This is a genomic window from Pseudomonas sp. O39, assembly GCF_045447295.1.
Classification (GTDB): Bacteria; Pseudomonadota; Gammaproteobacteria; order Pseudomonadales; family Pseudomonadaceae; genus Aquipseudomonas; species Aquipseudomonas antarctica_A.
The window spans coordinates 245,625-268,428 of record NZ_JBJGXV010000004.1 but is presented as its reverse complement, the minus strand read 5'-3'; the positions used below and the strand labels follow the sequence as shown (position 1 = coordinate 268,428).

Sequence of the window (22,804 nt, the reverse complement as noted above, 5' to 3'; positions counted from 1 at the left end):
GCCTGAACCTGCGCTGAAAGCTTGGTCGCCTATGCTTATTCATTTACGGTATTACTGATGTAGGAAAAATCTCATTAAGATATAAGGAACGGACTACCGACTATCTGCCAATAACCACTAACGGACCGCCACCGCCCACCAGCCGGATCGATCGTACGAACCAGAGCATTGAAGTTCTGATTGTTGATTCTTAGGGGAGCGGTATGGGGAGCTATAAGAAACACACGCTGTACACAGCGATTTTGTCGGCAAATTTGCTGACCGCTGTGGGATTCAATCCAGTCCTTGCGAGCGAAACAGCTACCGCCGACGCACCAAAACTCGACACCGTGATCGTCACCGGCACTCGCGCCCAAGAGCGCACCGCCAGTGCTTCGTTGTCGCCCATCGACGTGATCTCCGGCGATACCCTGCGCAGCACCGGCTCCGATGAGCTGGGTGCGGTGTTGGCGCGCCTGATTCCGTCGATCAACTTCCCGCGCCCCAGCCTGGTGGATGGCGCCGAACTGGTGCGCCCTGCGCAGTTGCGCGGTTTGTCGCCGGACCAAGTGTTAGTGCTGGTCAACGGCAAACGCCGCCACACCAGTGCATTCGTCAACCTCGGCGGGGCCGTGGGTCGTGGCTCGGCCCCGGCGGACTTGAATGCCATCCCGCTGTCGGCCGTCGACCATATCGAAGTGCTGCGTGACGGTGCGTCGGCGCGCTATGGCTCTGACGCGATTGCCGGGGTGATCAACGTGATCCTCAAGCACGACGACCATGGCGGCTCGATTTCGACCAAGTTCGGCGAGTACAAAAAGGGTGACGGTATCCAGCGCAATGTCAGCGGCAATACCGGCCTGGCCTTGGGCGACAACGGCTTTATCAACCTTTCGGCCGAAGGCGCCGACAACGATTACACCAACCGCGCCGGGGATGATTTGCGCCCTGGCAGCATCGGCTCCACCACTTACGGGCAGCGGGTGTTCCGTCAGGGTGAGCCGGCCACCAATGAAGGCAAATTGCAGTTCAACTCCGAGTATTCCTTCAGCGACGGGCTCGAGTTCTACACCTTTGGCGGTTACAGCAAACGCCGCGGTGAAACGGCGGCGTTCTACCGGGCAAGCAATGCGTCCAATAACATTGCGGCGCTCAACCCCAATGGCTACCTGCCGTTGATCAAGGGCAACCTGGAAGACAGCTCATTGGTCGTCGGTTTGCGTGGCTTGCTGGCTTACGACTGGCACTACGACCTGTCGGCCAACTACGGCAAAAATCAGTATGAGCTGAGTACCGACACCATCAACACCTCACTGGGCCTGGCCACGCCGCGAAAGTTCGACAATGGCACGCTGAGCAACGAGCAGAAACAAGTCAGCCTGGACCTGTCCCGTGAGTTCGACGTGGGCTTCCTGCCTTACCCGGTGTCGGTGGCCTTTGGCGGCGAATACCTGCACCAGGGTTATGAAATCGAAGCGGGCGACCCGGCGTCCTACTACCAGACCGGCAGCTCAGGCCTGGGTGGTTTCCGTGATGCCGATGCCGGCAGCAGTTCACGGCATAACTGGGCCCAGTACCTGGACCTGGAAACCAACTTCACCGAAAAACTCAGTGCTTCGGCCGCCGTGCGCCATGAGGACTACAGCGACTTCGGCTCCAATGTCAGCGGCTCGTTGTCGGCCCGCTATGACTTCACCCCGCAAGTGGCCCTGCGTGGCAGCATCTCCAACGGCTTTCGGGCGCCGTCTCTGGCCCAGCAGAACTTTGCCTACACCTCGTCACAGTTGATCGGCAGCACCATTCAGGAGGCCGGCACCTTCCCGGCCAACAGCAAGGTGGCCCGCTTGCTGGGCGCCGAAGACCTGAAAGCCGAGAAGTCGCGTAACTACAGCCTTGGCCTGGTGCTTGAACCTGCCGATGACCTGACCGTGACACTCGACGTGTACCGCATCGACATCCGCGACCGCATCAGCCTGTCGTCCAACCTCAATCTCAACCCGGCCACCATTGCCTACCTGCAAGCCAACGGTGTCGGCAACATCAACTACACCAGTGCCCGCTATTTCACCAACGCCACCGACACCAGTACCGACGGCGTCGATCTGGTGGCCAACTATCGTTACCAGTTCGATAATGGCATCCGCTGGAACAGCACGGTTGGCTACAACTACAACCACACCAAGGTCACGGACGTGAAGGCCAACCCGGCCATTCTGGACAGTCTGGGCGCCAATCTGGTGCGGGTGGACCGCCGCGAGCGTATCGGTTTACTCGGCGACACCACACCTCAGCACAAATTGAGCCTGGGTAACGATTTCACCTACGGCCGCTGGGCACTGCACAGCAATCTGGTGCGCTACGGCGAATTCACCAGTTACCAGGCGGACAACATCAACGACCAGACCTTCAAGGCTGCCTGGGTACTGGACCTGTCGGCGGACTACAAGCTGAAGAACTGGACCTTCACCCTGGGCGGCGACAACGTCACCGATAAATACCCGGAGAAGGTCAATGCCTACGCCAGCAGCGGCGGCAACCTCGCCTATAGCACTTTTTCGCCATACGGTTACAGCGGCGCGTTCTATTACGGTAAAGTTGCTTACAATTGGTAATAGCTTCTCGTAGCAACATTCTGTAGTGGCAAAGGAGACCTAAGCGATCCGCCATGACCGTTATTGAAACCGATCTTTTGCAATTGGCTTACCCTCCGCGGCTCGATCTGGGGCCGCAACTTACTCACGAGCAATTGATGAGCTCAATGCAGGCCACGATGGCCAAGCATAAGGGTGGGCCGGTCTGGCTATTCGCTTATGGTTCGCTGATCTGGCGTCCCGAATGCTCGTCGACCCAGCGCATGCGCGCGCGGGTTCACGGTTATCACCGTGGCCTGTACCTGTGGTCACACGAGCATCGGGGGACGCCGGAGCTGCCGGGGTTGGTGTTTGGCCTGGATCGTGGGGGTTCTTGCAGCGGTTTTGCCTACCGCTTGCCGGAAGACCAGCTTGAGGCTTCTCTTTATGCCTTGTGGCAGCGCGAGATGCCTTACCCCTCGTATCGGCCGCACTGGCTCAGCTGCCGTCTGGAAGATGGCAGTCAGGTACAGGCGTTGGGATTCGTGTTGGAGCGGCACTTGCCCAGCTATGCCGGCAACCTGCCCGATATCGTGCTCAATCACGTGTTGGAAAGTGCTTGCGGGCGTTACGGCACGACGCGCGATTACGTCGAGCAGACCGTTAACGCCCTGCGTAGCCACGCCATGCCAGATAAGAATCTGGAGGCGCGGCTCAAGCGTTGTGCTAAGGATTTTTCCGGCGATTAACGCGCCGTGCTGACGCTATTGGTGTGCCACAGCGTTGGGATCAGGAACGCGATCGCCAACAGGCAGGCGCCCACCAGCAACACAAAGCCACCGTCCCAGCCGAAATGGTCCACGGTGTAGCCCATGGCCGCACTCGCGGCCACCGAACCACCCAGGTAACCGAACAAGCCCGTGAAGCCTGCAGCGGTGCCCGCGGCTTTTTTCGGTGCCAGCTCCAGCGCCTGCAGACCGATCAGCATCACCGGGCCGTAGATCAGGAAGCCGATAGAGAACAGCGCAATCATGTCGACCATTGGGTTGCCTGGCGGGTTGAGCCAGTAAACCAGGGTCGCCACGGTGACCAAGGCCATGAACACGATGCCGGTCAGGCCTCGGTTGCCACGGAAGATCTTGTCCGACATCCAGCCGCACAGCAGCGTGCCCGGAATGCCCGCCCACTCGTAGAAGAAATACGCCCACGAGGTTTTATCCACGTCGAAGTGCTTGGCTTCCTTAAGGTAAGTCGGCGCCCAGTCCAATACGCCGTAGCGCAGCAGGTAGACGAAGACGTTGGCGAAGGCGATGTACCACAGCATTTTGTTGCGCAGCACGTACTTGACGAAGATTTCCTTGGCGCTGAATTCGTCTTCGTGGCTGGCGTCGTAGCCTTCCGGGTAATCGTTCTTGTATTGCTCGATAGGCGGCAGGCCGACCGATTGCGGGGTGTCGCGCATGGTGATGAAGGCAAACGCCGCCACCGCCAATGCCACGGTCGCCGGCACATAGAACGCGGCATGCCAGTCGTTGAACCAAGCCATGCCCAGCAGGAACAGCGGGCCGATCAGGCCTCCGCCGACGTTATGCGCCACGTTCCACACAGACACCACGCCACCGCGTTCTTTCTGCGACCACCAGTGCACCATGGTCCGTCCACTTGGCGGCCAGCCCATGCCCTGGGCCCAGCCGTTGATGAACAGCAAAATGAACATCATGGTCACGCTGGACGTTGCCCAAGGTGCGAAACCGAAAATGAACATCACGCCCGCCGATATCAGCAGGCCGAAGGGCAGGAAATAGCGCGGGTTAGAGCGGTCGGACACCAGGCCCATGAGGAATTTGGACAGTCCGTAGGCAATCGCAATCGCCGACATCGCCAGGCCCAGCTCACCACGGGTGTAACCCTCGTCGATCAAGTACGGCATGGCCAGCGAGAAGTTTTTGCGCAGCAGGTAGTACCCGGCGTAACCGAAGAAAATACCCGCGAAGATCTGCCAGCGCAGTCGTCGGTAGGTACTGTCTATTTTTTCTTCAGGCAGGGGCGCCTGGTGTGCGGCAGGACGGAAGAAAGCAAACATTCAAGAGCTCCAAATTTCTTGTTTTGACTGCGGATGCGAATGTTACAGTTTCGTTACCGAAAATAGCATCGCCTCTTATCTGCAAACACAGGAAATCCGAGCGATTGCATGTTCTCTTACGAACATGTCGCTAATGGATAAGTATGGGCCGTAATCAGCTTCTTCGAAGCACTGGAGATCAAAATGTGGGAGCTGGCTTGCCTGCGATTGCGGTCTGTCAGCTGCATTTGTTGGAGCTGACCCACCGCAATCGCAGGCAAGCCAGCGCCCACATTGACCGCGTTTCAAATCATTATCGGATCTGAACGACGACCTTACCCACCGCCTTGCGCTGCCCCAGGTCGTTGATCGCGTGGGCAGCCTGTTCCAGCGGATACACCTGCGACACCAACGGCTTCAATTTGCCCTCGGCGTACCAAGTGAACAACTGCTGGAAGTTCGCCGCATTGTCCTGCGGCTGGCGCTGCGCGAACGAGCCCCAGAACACCCCCACCACGGACGCACCCTTGAGCAGCGCCAGGTTCACCGGCAGCTCGGGAATGCGCCCGCTGGCAAAGCCCACCACCAACAAACGGCCGTTCCAGGCGATACCACGAACAGCTTGGTCAAACAGATCGCCGCCTACCGGGTCGTAGATCACATCGACACCGTTGCCGTCGGTCAGGCGCTTGATTTCGTCCTTAAGGTTGGCTTCGCTGTAGTTGATCAATTCGTCCGCGCCGGCGGCCTTGGCTACGGCCAGTTTGTCCGCACTGCTGGCGGCGGCGATTACCCGGGCGCCCATGGCTTTACCGATTTCCACGGCAGCCAGGCCCACGCCACCCGAGGCACCGAGTACCAACAGGGTTTCGCCGGGTTGCAGGTTGGCCCTTTGTTTCAAGGCGTGCATCGAAGTGCCGTAGGTCATGCTGAAGGCCGCGGCGGTGTTGAAATCCATGCTCGGCGGGATCGGCAGCACGTTGTAGCCCGGCACGGCGACCTGCTCGGCAAAGCTGCCCCAGCCGGTCAGGGCCATGACCCGGTCGCCGACTTTCAAGTGGCTGAGTTTTTCACCGACTTCACTGACCACGCCGGCCGCTTCGCCACCCGGCGAGAATGGGAAAGGCGGCTTGAACTGGTATTTGCCCTCGATGATCAGGGTGTCCGGGAAATTGACCCCGGCCGCGTGCACGTCCAACAGGATTTCGTTCTTCTTGATCGCCGGGCTGGCGATCTCTTCCAGCACCAGGGTTTCGGCGGGGCCGAAGGCTTTGCACAGCACAGCTTTCATCGGACTATTCCTTTTGGCGTCGTGGCCGATAAGTGTAGGAGGGTACGCCCGTGGGTCAACGAGCATGCCCGGGCCTGATAAGTCGCCATAAGCTTGTGCTCAGCCTTGCTAGCGTTATGCTACCGGGCAATCGAATTTGAGGAATGAACTGTGAAAGCGTGGATCCTGTTGATGCTCGCCCTGACCTTGCCGATGGCAGCCCAGGCCGAAGAAGCGAAAGAAGGCGAGGCGCCCAAGGTCAGCTATTACAGTCTGAACCCGCCCTTCGTGGGCAATTACGGCCTGGATGGCACAACGAAACTCAAGGTGTTCAAGGCCGACATCGCCTTGCGAGTGACTGGCCCCGAAGCCCTTGCCGCGGTCAAGGCCAACGAGCCATTGATTCGTAACCAGATGGTTGCGCTGTTCACCCAGCAGACCAACGAAGCCATGAGTACGGTCGAAGGCAAAGAAAAACTGCGCCAGGAAGCCTTGAAGCAAACCCAGCAAGTCATGAACGACGAAACCGGCAAGCCGGTGGTGGAAGACCTGTTGTTCAACAACTTGATCATCCAGTAACGGTTCCTTGTGGCGAGCGGGCTTGCCCCGCGTTGGGTGGCGAAGCCGCCCCAAAACCATACGCCTCGGTACACCTGAAACAATGTGGTGAATCTGGATGGGGCTGCTGCGCAGCCCAACGTGGGGCAAGCCCGCTCGCCACAGTTAAGAAGCCAGGCTTTTGCGAAACCTGGCCAACGCCACCGCAAAAAACACCAGGCCAATCGCCGCCAGCGCCAGCAAGTCCGGCCACACCACACTCACGCCCGCATCCCGGAACAGAATCGCTGCGCTCAGGCTCACAAAGTGCGTCGACGGCGAGCCCTGCATCACCCACTGTAGCCACTCGGGCATGCTGTCCAGCGGCGTGCTGCCACCGGACAGCAACAGCATTGGGATGATCACCGGAATTGCCAGCAAACCGAATTGCGGCGTCGAGCGAGCGAGGGTGGCGAGGAAGATCCCCAGTGCGGTACTCGCAAACAGATACAGTGCCGTCACAAACAGGAACAGGCTCATGGACCCGGCCAGCGGCACGCCGAGCAAGCCTTTGACCACCAGCTCCAGGGACAGCCAGGTGCACAGCACCACCACCAGCATGTTGCTCCAGATTTTCGCCAGCATGATTTCCAGTGCGGTCAGCGGCAGTACCAATAAATGATCAAGCGTGCCGTGCTCGCGCTCGCGCAGCAGCGCGGTGCCGGTCAGCACGATGGCCAGGATGGTGATGTTGTTGACGATCTGGATCACCGCCAGGAACCAGCCGCCTTCCAGGTTGGTGTTGAACAGCGCCCGGGTGGTCAGCAGCGCGGGTAACGTCTGACTGGCATTGGCCTGGCCGCTGTAGCTCAGCAGCTCACGCTGGAAAATCCTGCCGATGTAGCCTGCGCCCATGAACGCCTGGCTCATCGCCGTGGCATCGACGTTCACCTGCACGCCCGGTTGCCGCCCGGCCAACACGTCGGCCTGGAAATTTGCCGGCACGTTGATCACGAAGGTGTACTCGCCGCTGTCCATGACCTTATCCAGTTGGTCATAGGCCAGCGGCGCGGGTGGTTGAAACTCCGGCGGTTGCAATGCTTCGGCCATCTGCCGGGACAGCGCGCTGTGGTCTTCATCGACAAAGGCCACGCTGGCGTTGTGCACGCCAATTACCGAGCCGGCGGCGGGCATGTAGATCGCGACAGTAAAGGCGTAGGCCAGAAACAGCAGCAACACGCTGTCATGGCGCAGGCTGGTGAGTTCCTTGATACCCAGGCGCAGGATGTGAGCGAGCTTGTGCATCAGGCCTCCTGCTTCTTGAGCATGATCAAACTCAGCCCGGTGAACCCGACAAAAAAACCGAACAGCGCCAGGCACTGCGGCCACAACTGGCGCAGGTCAAGAGCCTTGGTAAAGGTGCCCACCGCGATATCCAGAAAGTGCCCGGCGGGAAACAACGTGCCCATCAGTGCGGCCGCGCCTTCCAGGGACGAGCGCGGCACGATCAACCCTGAGAACTGGATGGTCGGCAGGCTGGTGATGATCATGGTGCCGAGGATCGCCGCAATTTGAGTGCGGGTGAACGCTGAGATCAGCAGGCCCATGCTCGTTGTGGCCAGCACATACAGCAGGCCGCCAAATGCCAGGGTCAACCCGCTGCCTTTAAACGGTACACCGAACAGCCAGCGGTTCATCGCCACCAGCAGCGCCAGGTTGACCAGGCTCACGGCCAGGTAGGGGGCCTGTTTGCCCAGCAGGAATTCCAGGCGGGTCAGGGGCGTGGCATAGAAGTTGGTGATCGAGCCCAGCTCTTTCTCGCGCACGATGCCCAGCGCGGTGAGCATCGCAGGGATAAACGCCAGGATCAGCGCCATCACGCCCGGGCCGATGGCATTCACGCTGACCACGTCCTGGTTATAGCGAAAGCGCGTTTCGAGCTTGGCGGTGGCTGGGGCGTTCAAGGGCAGGCTGCTCAGCGCGGCCAGTTGCTGGAGGTTGCCCAGGTGCACGGCTTCAACATAGTTGCGGCTGGTCTCCGCGCGAAACGGCATGCCGCCGTCGAGCCACGCGGCTACCGTGGGTTGGCGACCGGCGTAGAGGTCGCGGCCAAAGCCGGGCGGGATTTCCAGCGCCAGTTTGATTTCCGAACGCTGCAGGCGACGGTGCAATTCATTGGCGTCGCGGATGGGCGCTTGTTCGGCGAAGTAGCGCGAACTGCGAAAGGCTTCCAGGTAGGCACGGCTCTGCGGCGTCTGGTCCTGGTCGTAGACGGCGAAGGCGAGGTTTTCCACGTCCAGGGAAATCCCGTAGCCGAAGATCACCATCATGAACATCGCCCCCAGCAGGGCGAAGGCCATGCGCACTTTATCGCGCAGCAGCTCCTTGCCTTCGCGGCCCGCCACGGCCAATAGCCGAGCCAGGCTGAAACCGTGTTTGCTGACGGGCGCTGCGCCGGTATCGCTGACGGTTGCGCTCGGCGCGGCAGGTTCCGGTTCGCCTTGTGCCTGCTCCAGGCAGGTGACGAACGCAGCTTCGAGGGTGTCGCCATGGAATTGCGTTTGCAGTGCGTCGGGCGTGTCGCAGGCGAGCACCTTGCCCGCGTGCATCAGGGAGATGCGGTCGCAGCGTTGGGCCTCGTTCATAAAGTGGGTGGACAGGAAGATCGTCACACCTTGTTCGCGGGACAGCTCGATCAGCAATCGCCAGAAATCATCCCGCGCTGCCGGGTCGACGCCCGAGGTGGGCTCATCGAGGATCAGCACTTCCGGGCGATGCAGCACCGCCACGGCCAATGACAGGCGTTGGCGCAGGCCCAGCGGCAACTCGCCGGACGGCTGCTCGGCTACATCACTGAGGTCGACGCGCTTGATCAGCTCGTCGATCCGCGGGCCGGCATCGGCCTTGGGCAAGTCGAACAGTTGCGCGTGCAGCACCAGGTTCTGGCGCACGCTGAGTTCGCCGTACAACGAAAAACTTTGCGACATGAAACCCACGCGCTTGCGGGTCGCCAGGTCCTTGGCATTCACCGGGTTGCCGAGCAGCGTGGCGCTGCCTTCGGTGGCCGGCATCAGCCCGGTGAGGACTTTCATGGTGGTGGTCTTGCCGCAACCGTTAGAGCCCAGGAAGCCGAAAATCTCACCTCGGCCGATGGCGAAGCTGACTTTATCCACCGCGGTGAAATCACCAAAACGCAGCGTCAGGTCGTGGGCTTCGATGGCGATATCGGTGTTATCGCTGTTACGCGGCGGAATCACCAGCGGCTGATTGTTGTGGGCACTGTCGCCCTGGAAGTGGGTAAAGGCCTCATCCAGCTTGCCGCTGGGTGTCGCGGCCGCCAATTCGCTGCTGAGGCCGTCGGCGATCAGTTTGCCGCGATCCAGCATCAGGCAGTGTTCGAACTGCTCGGCTTCTTCCATGTAGGCCGTGGCCACCAGCAGCGTCAGCTGCGGGCGTTCGTGGCGTACGGTTTCGACCAACTCCCAAAAGCGTCGGCGCGACAGTGGGTCGACGCCGGTGGTGGGCTCGTCGAGGATCAGCAGGTCCGGGTCGTGGATCAGCGCGCAGCACAGGCCGAGTTTCTGCTTCATGCCACCGGACAGCTTGCCGGCCGGGCGCTCGGCGAAGCGCGCGAGGTCGGTGGCCAGCAGCAGGTTGTGCATGCGCTGCTCGCAATCGGCTTTTGACAAACCGAACAGTGTGGCGAAGAAACGGATGTTCTCGCTGATGGACAGTTCGGGGTACAGGTTGCCGCCCAGGCCTTGGGGCATGAAGGCGATGCGTGGGTACAGGCTGTTGCGGTGGTGGCGGTCTTCGATAGAGCCACCGAGCACTTCCAGTTGCCCCGCCTGAAGCTTTTTAACTCCGGCGATCAGCCCCAGCAGGCTCGATTTGCCCGCGCCATCCGGGCCGATCAAGCCGCAGCGTGTGCCGGCGGGCAGGCTGAAGGCGATATCGACGAGTGCCTGTTGCTTGCCGTAGCGGTGGTTGATCCCCGTGGCGTGCAGCGCCAGGTCGGTCATTGCAGGTTGGCCGGCCAGTCGATATCAGCCGTGCGCACGTAGCCGGCGCCGGGCATGCCCGGCTTGGCTTGCGGTACGGCGCTGGGTTGAGTCAGCCGCAGCTTGACGCGGAACACCAGCTTCTGACGCTCGTCGCGGGTCTCGACCTCCTTGGGCGTGAACTGCGATTTGTCGGCGACAAAGCTGATTTTCGCCGGCAGCGGTTGCTGGGGCAGGGCGTCGAGCAGGATGCGCGCGTCACTGCCGACGGTCAGACGACCGGTGATGGACGCGGGCAGGTACAGGTTCATGTACTGATCATTGGGATCAATCAGCAACAAAACTCGGCCACCCGCGCCGAGCACTTCGCCAGGCTCGGCCAGGCGTAACTGGATGATGCCGTCGATGGGCGCACGCAGGCTGCTGTCGTCGATTTCGCTGGTGAGCTGGGCCACTTGAGCCTGGGCCGCACCAATGGCGGCTTTCACCGCATTGACCTGAGCTTGCGCGGCAACCACGGCGGCGTTGCCGGTGTTCTGACGCGCTTGCTGCTGGTCGATCAACTGGCTGCTGGCGAAGCCGCGCTTATACAGTTCCTGGGTGCGCCTGAGTTCCTGGCTGGCCAGCAGTTGTTCACTCTGGCGCAGTTGCACGTTGGCTTCGGCGGCGGCGAAGTTTTCCTTGGCGCGCAGCACTTCGGCTTCGGCCTGGGCGCGCTGGGCTTCGAGAGTGCGGGTGTCCATGCGCGCCAGCAATTGGCCTTTGAGCACCTTGTCGCCTTCGTCCACGCGCACTTCGGCCAGGCGCCCGGGGATCTTGGCGGCGATCTGCACTTCGGTGGATTCCAGGCGACCATTGCCCATGCTCAAGCCTTCTGGCAGGCGGTCTTGGGTGGATCGCCAGTAACCGAAGCCGCCGGCACCCAGCAACAGGGCGATCAGGGCAATAGCGAAAAGGCGCGACATATGGCGGTTCGTAGACATGGCTGCATCCTGCGGCATTAGCGTCCCAGTGTGACCGGTTTACCCCGGGAGGGTGTTGATATCGGTCAGTTAAAGCAAATTGAGGATCGTGGCCCACTGCTCAGGCGTGACCGCCATGACCGAAAGCCGGCTGCCCTTTTGCACCAGCGGCAGTTCGGCGAGGGCGGTTTGCTGTTTCAGGTAACCCAGGCCCAGCACCTTGGGGAAGGTTTTAACGTGTGCCACGTTGATCGCGCTCCACGGGTTTTTCTCCGGGCTGGCCTTTGCATCGAAATAGTGGCTGTCCGGTTCCAGCGCAGTGGGGTCGGGGTAGGCCGCTTCGATGATTTTGCCGATGCCGGCAATGCCGGGCTCGGGGCAGCTGGAGTGGTAGAAGAAAAACTCATCACCGACCGCCATGGCTCGCAGGAAGTTGCGCGCCTGGTAGTTGCGAACCCCGTCCCAGCGGGCTTCGCCGAGCTTTTCCAGGCCGTTGATGGAAAGTTCGTCGGGCTCGGATTTCATCAGCCAGTAGGCCATTTTTGGGCTCCTGAAAAAGGCATTGGATAAGTTGTCAGGCAATTCCATGACAAACCGACAGTCGGTTGGCGTCAAGGTTTGCGTGTTGGTTCGCGTTACCGCAGAATGCCCGCTTTTAAGCTTGACGCAGCTGCAACGGACTACTTTGGAACGTTGTTGTCATCGTGTACGAGGTGCCTGAAGGGGGGCAATCGATGCAACGTAAACCGGATTTACTATGGATTTTGGTTATTTTGTTTGGTCTGGGCGTCGTGACCACCGGGTATGCCCAGAGCTTGTGGTCGAACAAGACCGATGCACCCATTGAACTGGCTCAGCAGCAGCCGCAACCGTTCAAGCGTTAACACTTTTTCAAGGCGTCGCTGACTCCAGCGACGTTTCTGCGACATACCACTGCTTATCGGTGACGGTGCCCGCCAGTGGCACGTCCCAGCTTGCCTGCGCCAGGCGCTCGACTTTCTGACATTCGTGGGCCAGCCCCAGCAGCGTCGGCTTGCGCCAGCTTTGGCGCCTGGCGAGGTAGGCCAGGCTGCGGTCATAAAACCCGCCGCCCATGCCCAGGCGCCCACCCACATCATCGAACCCCACCAGCGGCAGCAGCACGAGATCGAGTGCCCATACCGGGCGCTGGCGATTGGCATTCACGCGCGGCTCAAGAATGCGAAAGCGATTGGGCAACAACTTATCCCCAGGCCGCACACGCTGGAACACCATCTTGGTTCGCGGCCAGGCACTGAGCACCGGCAGGTAAGTGGCCTTGCCCCGGCGCTGAGCGGCGCGCAGCAGCAAGCGCGGATCGATTTCGCCGTCCGTCGGTAGATACAAAGAGATATGTCTGGCCCGGCGAAACAGCGGTTGCTGTGCCAGTTGCCGATACAGGCCTTGGGCTGCCTTACGCTGTTCGCTCGGCGTCAGCTCGCGGCGGGCCTTGCGCAACATGCGTCGAAGTTGCGGGCGGGAAAGCGGCGCAGGTTCGGTCATGGTTTTTCGGCTCATAAAACAATGCCAGTCCTGGGACTGGCATTGAGTTTGGGAATTCAGGCTCCCCGACAGAGCCGCTGTCGACTTAGCCCTTGAACCCGAAAGTTCAAGGTGGAAGATGCAGTAGGCTTTAAGGCTTTCCGTCTAGCGGACATGCACACCAGCCCAACGTGCAACTTCCAGGGTAGTGCGAATCGGCTCAGGGACATCGCCGACTGGCAAACACGCCAGGGAGTGGGGCGAGTATACCTTAAACAGACTTGGCAATCAGCCCTTGGGTGCGTCTGAATCGGTGGAAAGCACCAGATCCACGCGTTCCAGCAGGTCACGCACTTGCTCGCGCGTTGAGCCGTTGGCCTGAACGTCAGGCCGTTCCTGCTTATGCAGCAGATCGTGGGTAATGTTCAGCGCAGCCATCACGGCGATGCGGTCGGCACCGATGACTTTGCCGCTGCTGCGGATTTCACGCATTTTGCCGTCCAGGTAGCGGGCAGCACTTACCAGGTTGCTGCGTTCTTCCTGGGGGCAGATGATCGAATATTCTTTGTCGAGGATCTGCACGGTAACGCTATTGCTTGAACTCATGAGTCTTGCTCCAGGGCCTTCAGGCGCGAAATCATCGATTCGACCTTACGCCGGGCGATTTCGTTTTTTTCAATGAGGTGAGCGCGTTCCTCGCGCCAGGTCTTTTCCTGAGCTAATAGGAGTCCGTTTTGACTCTTAAGTTGCTCGACCCGATCAATTAGCAACTCGAGTCTGGCCATCAGCGCTTGCAGTTCGGTGTCTTCCATTGGGTTCCACTGGATTTGTCTGATGAATGGCAACTGCAGGATAAACGATCTGACGCCCTCGATAGTCTTGGTACGTCTGCCGGTGCTAGGATACAGCGCTTCATTCTAGACATTGCGCCGTCTGGCGCCTAGCTCACCATGCCTATTCAGAACTCCCCGTACGACGCTTTTTCCAAACTGCTGAGCTCCAGCGGTCATCCTTGCTCGCCTGCCGAACTGCACGGCGTGTTGTTGGGCCGCAGCTGCACGGGTGTTGGCTTCGATGCCGACAACTGGCTGGCTGATGTGGCCGAGCTGCTGGAAACCGAACCGACCGAGAACGTGCGTAACGCGCTGATCGGCCTGCAAGAGATGGTCAAGGGCGAGCTGACCGGTGATGACGTCACCGTAGTCCTGCTGTTGCCGACCGACGACGCGCCACTCACCGAACGCGCTGCGGCGCTGGGCCAATGGTGCCAGGGTTTCCTCCACGGCTTCGGCGTGAACGCCGGCGGCCTGGAACTGAGCACCGATGCCAAGGAAGTGTTGCAAGACTTGGCGGCCATCTCCCAGGTGCAAGATGCCCTGGAAGAGTCCGAAGACGGCGAAGGCGACTACATGGAAGTGATGGAATACCTGCGCGTCGCGCCGCTGCTGCTGTTCACCGAGACCAAAAAATCCGCTGAGCCCGCTGCACCCAAGCCTTCGCTGCATTAAGAAAGGAAGCCCATCTGCCCATGATCCATATCCCGAAAGCGGAATACACCCGTCGCCGCAAGGCGCTCATGGCGCAGATGGAACCCAACAGCATCGCGATTCTGCCGGCCGCTGCCGTGGCCATTCGCAATCGTGATGTCGAGCACGTCTACCGCCAGGACAGCGACTTCCAGTACCTGAGCGGTTTTCCCGAACCCGAAGCGGTGATCGTGCTGATGCCCGGTCGCCAGCATGGTGAGTACGTGCTGTTCTGCCGCGAACGCAACGCCGAACGCGAATTGTGGGACGGCCTGCGCGCCGGCACCGAAGGCGCGATCCGTGACTTTGGCGCCGACGATGCATTCCCCATCACCGACATCGACGACATCCTGCCCGGCCTGATTGAAGGCCGTGACCGGGTGTACTCGGCCATGGGCAGCAACGCCGAGTTCGACCGGCATGTGATGGAGTGGATCAACGTGATCCGCTCTAAAGCGCACCTGGGCGCCCAGCCGCCGAACGAATTTGTTGCCCTGGATCATCTGCTCCACGACATGCGCCTGTATAAATCGGCGGCAGAAGTGAAAGTAATGCGCGAGGCCGCGCGAATTTCCTGTGCGGCCCACGTGAAGGCCATGCAGGCCAGCCGCGCGGGGTTGTATGAATTCAGCCTGGAAGCCGAGCTGGATTACGAATTTCGCAAGGGCGGCGCGAAAATGCCGGCCTATGGCTCCATCGTCGCCGCCGGGCGCAACAGCTGCATCCTGCATTACCAGCAGAATGACGCGGTGCTCAAGGACGGCGACCTGGTGCTGATCGACGCCGGTTGCGAGATTGACTGCTACGCCAGCGACATCACCCGTACCTGGCCGGTCAACGGCAGGTTTTCGCCCGAGCAAAAAGCGATTTACGAGATTGTGCTGGCATCCCAGGAAGCTGCCTTTGCCGAAATTGCGCCGAACAAACACTGGAACCAGGCCCATGAAGCGACGGTAAAAGTCATCACTGCCGGGCTGGTGAAGCTGGGTCTGTTGCAGGGCGATGTCGACGAGTTGATCGCCAGCGAAGCCTACCGTGCGTTTTATATGCACCGCGCCGGCCACTGGCTGGGCATGGATGTCCACGATGTGGGCGAGTACAAAGTCGGCGGCGAATGGCGGGTGCTGGAAGTCGGCATGGCGTTGACCGTGGAACCCGGCATCTATATTTCGCCGGACAACCAGAACGTAGCAAAGAAATGGCGTGGCATTGGCGTGCGCATCGAGGACGACGTGGTGGTGACCAAACAAGGCTGTGAAATTCTGACCGGCGGCGTGCCCAAGACGGTTGTCGAGATCGAAGCGCTGATGGCGGCTGCCCGATGAGCCGGGTCAACCTGGCAATAATCGGCGGTGGCCTGGTGGGTGCCAGTCTCGCGCTGGCGTTGCAGGCAGGCGCCAAGGCGCGTGGTTGGAACATCGTGCTGATCGAACCCTTTGCGCCGGGTGACAATTACCAGCCGAGCTACGATGCGCGTTCTTCGGCGTTGTCTTACGGCGCTCGTCAGATTTATCAGCGGTTGGGCCTGTGGCAAGCCATCTCCCGCCGCGCCGAGCCGATCAAGCAGATTCATGTGTCGGACCGTGGGCGCTTCTCCACTGCGCGGTTATCCGCGATGGAGGAAGGCCTGCCTGCCCTCGGTTACGTGGTGGAAAACGCCTGGCTCGGCCAATGCCTGTGGCAAGGTTTGGACAAAGAAGTGGTGAGCTGGCGCTGCCCGGCGGAAGTCACGCGCATGGAGCCGTTGCCCGACGGCTATCGCCTGACCCTCAATGATGAAACCGTGTTGGAGTGCGACCTTGCGGTGCTGGCCGATGGTGGCCGCTCCGGTTTGCGCGAGCAATTAGGCATCGGTGTAAAAACACGCCCGTACAACCAGAGTGCGCTGATCGCCAACATCACCCCAAGCGAGGCACACAACGGCGAAGCCTTCGAGCGCTTCACCGATGAAGGCCCGATGGCCTTGCTGCCGCTGCCGGACAATCGCTGCGCGCTGGTCTGGACGCGCATCGGCATGGACGCCCAGCGCCTGGCCAACCTTGATGAGCGCAGTTTCTTGAGCGAACTGCAGGGCGTGTTCGGCTACCGCCTGGGTACCCTGAAGCAAGTGGGCGCTCGTCATTTGTATCCGCTGACCCTGGTGGAAGCGGAAGAACAAGTACGCTCCCACCTGGCGGTCCTCGGCAATGCGGCCCACAGCCTGCACCCGATTGCCGGGCAGGGGTTCAACCTGTCCCTGCGCGATGCGACTGCCTTGGCCGAAGCCTTGCTGGCCGGGCCGGCGGTGCCGGGTGACCTGGCGACGTTGCAAGGTTATCGCGAGCGCCAGCGCCTGGATCAGAAGCTCACGGTGGGTTTCTCCGATCAAGTCACGCGCCTGTTTGGCAGCGCTCAACCCTTGGTAGCCATGGGCCGCAATATGGGCCTGCTGGGCCTGGACCTGCTGCCGCCGGCCAAACGCTGGTTCGCCCGCCAGGCCATGGGCTTGGGTACGCGCCCCGATGCGTAAGTGGTTGATCGAACGCTTGGGTAAAGCGCGGCTATTGCGTTGGGTCATGACCCTTTATCCGCCCTATCTGGGGGCGGGGATAAGCGTGCAGCACATGAGCGCCGACTTTCGTCACGTCAAAGTTCGCATGGGCCTGGGCTGGTACAACCGTAATTACGTCGGCACGCAATTTGGCGGCAGCCTGTATTCCATGGTCGACCCGTTCTACATGTTGCTGTTGATGGAGAACCTGGGTCGCGACTACATCGTCTGGGACAAGGCCGCGAGTATCGATTTCATCTCGCCGGGCAAAGGCCCGGTGTATGCCGAGTTTTCCATCGACGAGGCCTTGCTGGACGAGATTCGCCGACAGACCGAAGGGGGTGAGAAGTACTTGCCCCAGCTTCAGGTGCAGATTCATGACGGCTCCGGCACCTTGGTGGCGCGGGTCGACAAAACCCTTTACGTGCGGCGCAAGCCGCCAGCGAGACAGGCTTAAAGCATGGACATGCGCGCAGATGTGCTGATTGTCGGGGCCGGAATGGTCGGGAGCGCCTTGGCGCTGGCGTTGCAGGGCAGTGGCCTGCAAGTGCTGCTGCTCGATGGCAGCCCGCTGAGCGTCAAGCCGTTCGACCGTGACGCGGCCTTCGAGCCCCGCGTGAGCGCCTTGTCGGGCGCCAGCCAGCGCATCCTCGAGCGCTTGGGCGTGTGGGACGGCATCGTGTCGCGGCGCGCCAGCCCTTACGGTGAGATGCAGGTGTGGGACGGCAGCGGCACTGGGCACATCCACTTTTCGGCGGCCAGCGTGCATGCCGAAGTGCTGGGGCATATCGTCGAGAACCGTGTGGTTCAGGACGCGTTGCTTGATCGCCTGCACGATTGCGACCTGGGCTTGCTGGCCAATGCGCGCCTGGAGCAGATGCGTCGCTCCGGTGATGACTGGCTGCTGACGTTGGCCGATGGCCGCAAATTGCGTGCACCGCTGGTGGTTGCCGCCGACGGTGCCCACTCCGCCGTGCGCCGCCTGACCGGCACCGCGACGCGTGAATGGGATTACCTGCACAACGCCATCGTCACCAGCGTGCGCAGCAGCCAGACTCACCAGCGCACGGCGTGGCAACGCTTTACCGATACCGGCCCGCTGGCATTTTTGCCGCTGGTGCGCGACGGGCAAGAAGATTGGTGCTCAATCGTCTGGTCGACCACACCTGCTGAATCCGAACGCCTGATGGCGCTGGATGACGACAGCTTCTGCCGTGAACTGGAGCGTGCCTTTGAAGGGCGGCTCGGTACGGTGATCAGCGCCGACCCACGTGTGTGCGTGCCGTTGCGCCAACGTCACGCCAAACGTTATGTGTCTGAAGGACTGGCGCTGATCGGTGATGCGGCGCACGTGATCCACCCGTTGGCGGGGCAGGGCGTGAACCTGGGTTTTCTCGATGCAGCGGTGCTGGCCGAAGTGTTGTTGGCCGCTACCGAGCGCGGCGAGCGCCTGGCCGATGTGAAGGTGCTGAGCCGCTACGAGCGTCGACGCATGCCGCATAACCTGGCGTTGATGGCGGCGATGGAAGGCTTTGAGCGCTTGTTCCAGGCCGATCAACTGCCTTTACGCTGGCTGCGCAACGCCGGGTTGAAAATGGTCGACCAGATGCCCGAAGCCAAAGCGGTTTTTGTACGTCAGGCCCTGGGGTTGACGGGATATCTGCCGGAGCTGGCCAAGCCCTGACTTGAAATGCAGTCCCTGTGGGAGCCGGGCTTGCCCGCGATGAGGCCATCAGCGCTCGCGCAAATCCGGCTGTGCAACATCTGGTAACTCCTCCATCGAGCGCTACCAAATGTGAGTCCTTATCATTTGCCCTCTTTTTGCAAATGAGAGACCGCACCCATGTTGGCACCCAAGCGCCTCCTGACTGCCCTGGCACTCACCCTTATCGGCAGCACCACCGTGCAGGCAGCCGACGAAGTCGTGGTCTACTCCTCGCGCATCGACGAACTGATCAAGCCGGTGTTCGACGCCTACACCCAGAAAACCGGGGTGCAGGTGAAGTTCATCACCGACAAGGAAGCCCCGCTGATGCAGCGGATCAAGGCCGAAGGCGAAAACGCCACGGCTGACCTGCTGCTGACCGTCGACGCCGGCAACCTCTGGCAGGCCGAGCAGATGGGCATCCTGCAGCCGTTCACCTCTGAAGTGATCAATAAGAACATTCCCCTGCAATACCGCGCTTCCAGCCACGCGTGGACGGGTCTTAGCCTGCGCGCGCGGACCATCGCCTATTCCACTGACCGGGTAAAACCGGGCGACTTGACCACTTACGAAGCCCTGGCCGACAAGCAGTGGGAAGGTCGACTGTGCCTGCGCACCGCGAAAAAGGTCTACAACCAGTCGCTGACTGCCACCCTGATCGAAACCCATGGCGCGGCCAGGACCGAAGAAATCGTCAAGGGCTGGGTCAGCAACCTGTCCACCGACGTGTTCTCCGATGACATCGCAGTGCTTGAAGCCATCAACGCCGGGCAGTGCGACGTGGGTATCGTCAACACCTACTACTATGGCCGCCTGCACAAGCAAAAGCCGGACCTGGCGGTGAAGCTGTTCTGGCCGAACCAGGGCGACCGTGGCGTGCACGTGAACCTGTCGGGCATTGGCCTGACCAAGCATGCGCCGCACCCGGAGGCTGCCAAGGCCTTGGTGGAGTGGATGACCACGGCTGAGGCGCAGAAGATTTTTGCCGATGTGAACCAGGAGTTCCCGGCTAACCCCGCCGTGCCGCCGTCAGCGGAAGTGGCGACCTGGGGCAAGTTCATCGCCGATACCTTGCCGGTGGAAGTGGCGGGCAAGCGCCAGGCTGAAGCCATTCGCTTGATGGACCGCGCTGGCTGGAACTAAATTTTTAGAACGCCGCCGATCAAAATGTGGGAGCTGGCTTGCCTGCGATAGCCTCACCGAGGAGTGACTGACACACCCAGGTGCCTGCATCGCAGGCAAGCCAGCTCCCACATTGGTTAGCGACGACTTCAAAACCTTCATTTTCCCGAGAGTTTTCCTTGGCCCACCCCGCCCAACGCCGCTGGTACCTGCCGGTCTTCACCGTCGCCGCTCTGGTACTGCTGCCGCTGAGCGTGCTGTTGCTGTCCTGGCAAAGCATCGACACGCAGATCTGGTCGCACTTGTGGGAAACCCAGATGCCACGTCTGCTGGGCAACACGCTGACCCTGGTGCTGGGCGTCGGCGTTGGTGTGACGCTGCTCGGCGTGAGCCTGGCCTGGCTGACCAGCCTCTGCGAATTTCCCGGGCGGCGCTGGCTCGACTGGGCCCTGATGCTGCCTTTCGCTATTCCTGCCTACGTGCTGGCCTTCGTGTTTGTCGGCCTGCTCGATTTCGCAGGGCCGGTCCAAACCCTGCTGCGTGAATGGTTGGGCAGCGGTCTACGCCTGCCGCGCGTGCGCTCCACTGGCGGTGTGATCATCGTGTTGGTGCTGGTGTTCTACCCCTACGTCTATCTTCTGGCGCGCACCGCGTTTTTGGCTCAGGGCAAAGGCTTGATGGAGGCGGCGCGAGTGCTCGGCCAATCGCCCTGGCAAGCGTTCTGGCGCGTGGCGCTGCCCATGGCACGTCCGGCGATTGGCGCTGGCGTAGCGTTGGCGTTGATGGAGACCCTGGCAGATTTCGGCGCAGTCTCGGTATTCAACTTCGACACCTTTACCACCGCCATCTACAAGACGTGGTACGGCTTTTTCAGCCTTTCCAGCGCCGCCCAACTCGCCAGCCTGTTGCTGCTGGTGGTAATGCTGGTGCTCTACGGCGAACGACGTGCCCGAGGTGCCAGCCGCGCAGGCAATGAGCGGCCACGCGGCAAGGCGCTGTATCACCTGCGCGGGTTCAAGGCCGCAGCTGCCAGTGGTTGGTGTGGTTTGGTGTTTGCCTGTGCCTTTGTTATCCCGATGCTGCAACTGGTCGCCTGGTTCTGGCAGCGGGGTCGGTTCGATCTGGATGAGCGTTATACCGGCTTGATCGTTCACACCCTCTACCTGGGCGGCATCGCGGCCCTGATCACGGTCAGCGTTGCGTTGATATTGGCCTTTGCCAACCGTCTGGCGCCGACGCGCGCGATTCGCTCCGGAATCAGCCTGGCCAATGTCGGCTATGCCTTGCCGGGCTCTGTGCTGGCGGTGTCGATCATGCTGGCGTTCAGCTACCTGGACCGTGAGCTGGTAGTGCCGTTGTCAGGTTGGCTCGGCGGCGCTGGCAAGCCTTTGTTGCTTGGCAGCCTGTCGGCGCTGGTCCTGGCGTATCTGGTGCGTTTTCTGGCGGTGGCCTACGGGCCGCTGGAAAACAGCCTGGCGCGAATCCGGCCGTCTTTACCGGAAGCGGCGCGCAGCCTCGGCGTAAGTGGGCCACGACTGTTTTGCAAAGTGTATCTGCCGCTATTGCTGCCGGGGACATTGAGCGCGGCGCTGCTGGTGTTCGTCGATGTGCTCAAGGAAATGCCTGCGACCCTGCTGATGCGCCCGTTTGGCTGGGACACCCTGGCGGTACGGATCTTTGAAATGACCAGTGAAGGGGAATGGGCGCGGGCGTCGTTGCCGGCACTGACACTGGTGTTGGTGGGCCTGTTGCCGGTGATCGGCCTGATCCGACGCTCTGCACGACAAATCGGTTAGGTGCCAGTCCTACGGCTTGCGGCTACAATGCGCGGCATTCGGTGCGCTCCGTCTTTCGGGGCGAGTCGCTAAATGTCGCTGCAGGCCTGGTAATACAAGGTGTTCAGCGCACATGGCAACTCTGCGCATCTTCGCCAAGCCCGGAAGGAGAAACCCATGGGACAGCGTACGCCTCTGTATGACCTGCATCTCGCCCTCGGCGCGAAAATGGTCGATTTTGGCGGTTGGGATATGCCTCTGCATTACGGCTCGCAAGTTGAAGAGCACCATCAGGTGCGACGCGACTGCGGGGTGTTCGATGTATCTCATATGACCGTGATTGATGTCACAGGCCTTCAGGCCAAGGAATGGCTCCAGCACCTGCTGGCCAATGATGTCGATCGTTTGCATGGCTGCGGCCGTGCGCTTTACAGCGCCATGCTCAATGAGCAGGGCGGCGTGGTGGACGACATGATCGTCTACCGCACCGAGACGGGCTACCGGCTGGTGGTCAACGCCGCCACCCGTGACCAGGATATGGCCTGGATGCAGGCACAGTTGGGCAACTACTCGGTGCAACTGCATGAGCGGTCCGAGTTGGCGATGCTTGCCATTCAAGGGCCGCATGCCCGGCAGAAAATCGCCGAGTTGGTCACCCAGTCTCGCGGCACGCTGATCCATCAGCTCAAGCCGTTTGAAGGCCAGGTCGACGGCGATTGGTTTATCGCCCGCACGGGTTATACCGGTGAAGATGGCCTGGAAATTGTCCTGCCTGCCGCCCAGGCACCGGGTTTTTTCAACGATCTGGTCGGTGCCGGTATTTCACCCATTGGCCTTGGCGCCCGCGATACCCTGCGCCTGGAAGCCGGCATGAATCTGTATGGCCAGGATATTCACCAGGATGTTTCGCCCCTGGCGGCCAATATGGCCTGGAGTATTGCCTGGGAGCCTGCCGATCGCCAATTCATCGGCCGTGCCGCCCTCGAGGCGGAAAAGGCTGGCGGAGTGCGATTCAAATTGGTCGGGCTGGTGCTGGAGGAGCGTGGGGTTTTACGTGCTCACCAAGTGGTTCGTATCGCCAATGTTGGCGAAGGAGAGATCACCAGTGGTAGTTTCTCTCCTACGCTGAGCAAATCCATTGCGCTGGCGCGTGTGCCGACGGCCACTGCCGATCGGGCCGAAGTGGAAATCCGCGGTAAGTGGTACCCGGTTCGAGTGGTCAAACCGACCTTCGTGCGCCATGGCAAAACCTTGATCTAACTATT

21 protein-coding genes and 1 other RNA gene are annotated in these 22,804 nt (G+C 60.9%); 12 read left to right on the top strand and 10 right to left on the bottom strand.

The features are described from left to right. Positions 1-203: 203 nt before the first annotated feature. Positions 204-2,591 carry a TonB-dependent siderophore receptor gene (locus tag ACI77D_RS08165; protein WP_221295876.1) on the top strand — a complete coding sequence of 796 codons (2,388 nt, stop codon included), beginning with the start codon at positions 204-206 and terminating at the stop codon, positions 2,589-2,591. A 53-nt stretch (positions 2,592-2,644) separates the two neighbouring features. Next, on the top strand, positions 2,645-3,298 hold the full coding sequence (locus ACI77D_RS08160) for a gamma-glutamylcyclotransferase (RefSeq protein WP_262666528.1): 654 nt from the start codon (positions 2,645-2,647) through the stop codon (positions 3,296-3,298). Here ACI77D_RS08160 and glpT read toward each other — a convergent pair. Together glpT and ACI77D_RS08150 are read right to left on the bottom strand one after the other, a co-directional pair. Next, the gene (glpT, locus tag ACI77D_RS08155; RefSeq protein WP_064454650.1) at positions 3,295-4,632 is read right to left on the bottom strand and encodes a glycerol-3-phosphate transporter; all 1,338 of its coding nucleotides are present in this window, start codon (positions 4,630-4,632) and stop codon (positions 3,295-3,297) included. The genes ACI77D_RS08160 and glpT overlap by 4 nt on opposite strands. A gap of 292 nt (positions 4,633-4,924) precedes the next feature. Next, entirely contained in the window at positions 4,925-5,902 is a 978-nt protein-coding gene (locus ACI77D_RS08150) for an NADPH:quinone oxidoreductase family protein (RefSeq protein ID WP_064454649.1), read from the bottom strand. A 150-nt stretch (positions 5,903-6,052) separates the two neighbouring features. Between ACI77D_RS08150 and ACI77D_RS08145 the strand changes: the two genes are divergently transcribed. Next, entirely contained in the window at positions 6,053-6,460 is a 408-nt protein-coding gene (locus tag ACI77D_RS08145) for a flagellar basal body-associated protein FliL (RefSeq protein WP_064454648.1), read from the top strand. Positions 6,461-6,604: 144 nt separating this feature from the next. Here ACI77D_RS08145 and ACI77D_RS08140 read toward each other — a convergent pair whose 3' ends face one another. The 4 genes from ACI77D_RS08140 to ACI77D_RS08125 all read right to left on the bottom strand — a co-directional run bounded on the left by ACI77D_RS08140 (position 6,605) and on the right by ACI77D_RS08125 (position 11,921). Next, complete coding sequence (locus tag ACI77D_RS08140) at positions 6,605-7,723, bottom strand: ABC transporter permease (RefSeq protein WP_407016366.1); 1,119 nt, start codon at positions 7,721-7,723, stop codon at positions 6,605-6,607. Then, on the bottom strand, positions 7,723-10,440 hold the full coding sequence (rbbA, locus tag ACI77D_RS08135) for a ribosome-associated ATPase/putative transporter RbbA (RefSeq protein WP_221295873.1): 2,718 nt from the start codon (positions 10,438-10,440) through the stop codon (positions 7,723-7,725). The genes ACI77D_RS08140 and rbbA overlap by 1 nt, the downstream gene beginning before the upstream one ends. Then, the gene (locus ACI77D_RS08130) at positions 10,437-11,402 is read right to left on the bottom strand and encodes an HlyD family efflux transporter periplasmic adaptor subunit (protein WP_221295872.1); all 966 of its coding nucleotides are present in this window, start codon (positions 11,400-11,402) and stop codon (positions 10,437-10,439) included. Before ACI77D_RS08130 ends, rbbA begins: the two co-directional genes overlap by 4 nt. A 69-nt stretch (positions 11,403-11,471) precedes the next feature. Continuing rightward, positions 11,472-11,921, bottom strand: a complete 450-nt coding sequence (locus ACI77D_RS08125) for an EVE domain-containing protein (RefSeq protein WP_064454644.1) — start codon at positions 11,919-11,921, stop codon at positions 11,472-11,474. 194 nt (positions 11,922-12,115) lie between these two features. Between ACI77D_RS08125 and ACI77D_RS08120 the strand changes: the two genes are divergently transcribed. Further along, a complete protein-coding gene (locus ACI77D_RS08120; protein ID WP_167353713.1) occupies positions 12,116-12,265 on the top strand; it encodes a hypothetical protein in 150 nt (49 codons plus the stop codon). A 7-nt stretch (positions 12,266-12,272) separates the two neighbouring features. On the opposite strand, the gene ACI77D_RS08115 is transcribed toward ACI77D_RS08120, so the two are convergent. The 4 genes from ACI77D_RS08115 to ACI77D_RS08100 form a co-directional block, all read right to left on the bottom strand. Beyond that, complete coding sequence (locus ACI77D_RS08115; RefSeq protein WP_262668063.1) at positions 12,273-12,902, bottom strand: 5-formyltetrahydrofolate cyclo-ligase; 630 nt, start codon at positions 12,900-12,902, stop codon at positions 12,273-12,275. A 58-nt stretch (positions 12,903-12,960) separates the two neighbouring features. Beyond that, a non-coding RNA gene (gene ssrS / locus ACI77D_RS08110) (6S RNA) lies at positions 12,961-13,139 on the bottom strand. Between the two features lie 30 nt (positions 13,140-13,169). Continuing rightward, on the bottom strand, positions 13,170-13,487 hold the full coding sequence (locus ACI77D_RS08105) for a cell division protein ZapA (RefSeq protein ID WP_064454642.1): 318 nt from the start codon (positions 13,485-13,487) through the stop codon (positions 13,170-13,172). Further along, positions 13,484-13,693, bottom strand: a complete 210-nt coding sequence (locus ACI77D_RS08100; RefSeq protein WP_064454641.1) for a TIGR02449 family protein — start codon at positions 13,691-13,693, stop codon at positions 13,484-13,486. The genes ACI77D_RS08105 and ACI77D_RS08100 overlap by 4 nt, the downstream gene beginning before the upstream one ends. Before the next feature lie 138 nt (positions 13,694-13,831). Here ACI77D_RS08100 and ACI77D_RS08095 point away from each other — a divergent pair, with 138 nt between their 5' ends. From ACI77D_RS08095 to gcvT, 8 genes are all read left to right on the top strand, one after another. Continuing rightward, on the top strand, positions 13,832-14,389 hold the full coding sequence (locus tag ACI77D_RS08095) for a YecA family protein (protein ID WP_017135268.1): 558 nt from the start codon (positions 13,832-13,834) through the stop codon (positions 14,387-14,389). 20 nt (positions 14,390-14,409) lie between these two features. Further along, positions 14,410-15,732, top strand: coding sequence for a Xaa-Pro aminopeptidase (pepP, locus tag ACI77D_RS08090; RefSeq protein WP_064454640.1), 1,323 nt, complete (start codon positions 14,410-14,412; stop codon positions 15,730-15,732). Next, complete coding sequence (gene ubiH, locus ACI77D_RS08085; protein WP_407016365.1) at positions 15,729-16,916, top strand: 2-octaprenyl-6-methoxyphenyl hydroxylase; 1,188 nt, start codon at positions 15,729-15,731, stop codon at positions 16,914-16,916. Before pepP ends, ubiH begins: the two co-directional genes overlap by 4 nt. Further along, a complete protein-coding gene (locus ACI77D_RS08080) occupies positions 16,909-17,394 on the top strand; it encodes a DUF4442 domain-containing protein (RefSeq protein ID WP_221295870.1) in 486 nt (161 codons plus the stop codon). The genes ubiH and ACI77D_RS08080 overlap by 8 nt, the downstream gene beginning before the upstream one ends. 9 nt (positions 17,395-17,403) lie before the next feature. Beyond that, complete coding sequence (locus ACI77D_RS08075) at positions 17,404-18,621, top strand: 2-octaprenyl-3-methyl-6-methoxy-1,4-benzoquinol hydroxylase (protein ID WP_407016408.1); 1,218 nt, start codon at positions 17,404-17,406, stop codon at positions 18,619-18,621. 159 nt (positions 18,622-18,780) lie between these two features. Next, complete coding sequence (locus ACI77D_RS08070; protein ID WP_064454636.1) at positions 18,781-19,785, top strand: extracellular solute-binding protein; 1,005 nt, start codon at positions 18,781-18,783, stop codon at positions 19,783-19,785. A gap of 158 nt (positions 19,786-19,943) precedes the next feature. After that, complete coding sequence (locus ACI77D_RS08065) at positions 19,944-21,560, top strand: ABC transporter permease (RefSeq protein ID WP_407016364.1); 1,617 nt, start codon at positions 19,944-19,946, stop codon at positions 21,558-21,560. A 156-nt stretch (positions 21,561-21,716) separates the two neighbouring features. Continuing rightward, positions 21,717-22,799, top strand: coding sequence for a glycine cleavage system aminomethyltransferase GcvT (gene gcvT, locus ACI77D_RS08060; protein WP_064454634.1), 1,083 nt, complete (start codon positions 21,717-21,719; stop codon positions 22,797-22,799). Positions 22,800-22,804 lie beyond the last annotated feature (5 nt).

Excerpts from the sequence above, each read along its gene's own strand:
- ACI77D_RS08165 (WP_221295876.1), top strand. The coding sequence starts at position 204 with ATGGGGAGCTATAAGAAACACACGCTGTACACAGCGATTTTGTCGGCA.
- ACI77D_RS08160 (WP_262666528.1), top strand. The coding sequence starts at position 2,645 with ATGACCGTTATTGAAACCGATCTTTTGCAATTGGCTTACCCTCCGCGG.
- glpT (WP_064454650.1), bottom strand. The coding sequence starts at position 4,632 with ATGTTTGCTTTCTTCCGTCCTGCCGCACACCAGGCGCCCCTGCCTGAA.
- ACI77D_RS08150 (WP_064454649.1), bottom strand. The coding sequence starts at position 5,902 with ATGAAAGCTGTGCTGTGCAAAGCCTTCGGCCCCGCCGAAACCCTGGTG.
- ACI77D_RS08140 (WP_407016366.1), bottom strand. The coding sequence starts at position 7,723 with ATGCACAAGCTCGCTCACATCCTGCGCCTGGGTATCAAGGAACTCACC.
- rbbA (WP_221295873.1), bottom strand. The coding sequence starts at position 10,440 with ATGACCGACCTGGCGCTGCACGCCACGGGGATCAACCACCGCTACGGC.
- ACI77D_RS08130 (WP_221295872.1), bottom strand. The coding sequence starts at position 11,402 with ATGTCTACGAACCGCCATATGTCGCGCCTTTTCGCTATTGCCCTGATC.
- ACI77D_RS08125 (WP_064454644.1), bottom strand. The coding sequence starts at position 11,921 with ATGGCCTACTGGCTGATGAAATCCGAGCCCGACGAACTTTCCATCAAC.
- ACI77D_RS08120 (WP_167353713.1), top strand. The coding sequence starts at position 12,116 with ATGCAACGTAAACCGGATTTACTATGGATTTTGGTTATTTTGTTTGGT.
- ACI77D_RS08115 (WP_262668063.1), bottom strand. The coding sequence starts at position 12,902 with ATGACCGAACCTGCGCCGCTTTCCCGCCCGCAACTTCGACGCATGTTG.
- ACI77D_RS08105 (WP_064454642.1), bottom strand. The coding sequence starts at position 13,487 with ATGAGTTCAAGCAATAGCGTTACCGTGCAGATCCTCGACAAAGAATAT.
- ACI77D_RS08100 (WP_064454641.1), bottom strand. The coding sequence starts at position 13,693 with ATGGAAGACACCGAACTGCAAGCGCTGATGGCCAGACTCGAGTTGCTA.
- ACI77D_RS08095 (WP_017135268.1), top strand. The coding sequence starts at position 13,832 with ATGCCTATTCAGAACTCCCCGTACGACGCTTTTTCCAAACTGCTGAGC.
- pepP (WP_064454640.1), top strand. The coding sequence starts at position 14,410 with ATGATCCATATCCCGAAAGCGGAATACACCCGTCGCCGCAAGGCGCTC.
- ubiH (WP_407016365.1), top strand. The coding sequence starts at position 15,729 with ATGAGCCGGGTCAACCTGGCAATAATCGGCGGTGGCCTGGTGGGTGCC.
- ACI77D_RS08080 (WP_221295870.1), top strand. The coding sequence starts at position 16,909 with ATGCGTAAGTGGTTGATCGAACGCTTGGGTAAAGCGCGGCTATTGCGT.
- ACI77D_RS08075 (WP_407016408.1), top strand. The coding sequence starts at position 17,404 with ATGCGCGCAGATGTGCTGATTGTCGGGGCCGGAATGGTCGGGAGCGCC.
- ACI77D_RS08070 (WP_064454636.1), top strand. The coding sequence starts at position 18,781 with ATGTTGGCACCCAAGCGCCTCCTGACTGCCCTGGCACTCACCCTTATC.
- gcvT (WP_064454634.1), top strand. The coding sequence starts at position 21,717 with ATGGGACAGCGTACGCCTCTGTATGACCTGCATCTCGCCCTCGGCGCG.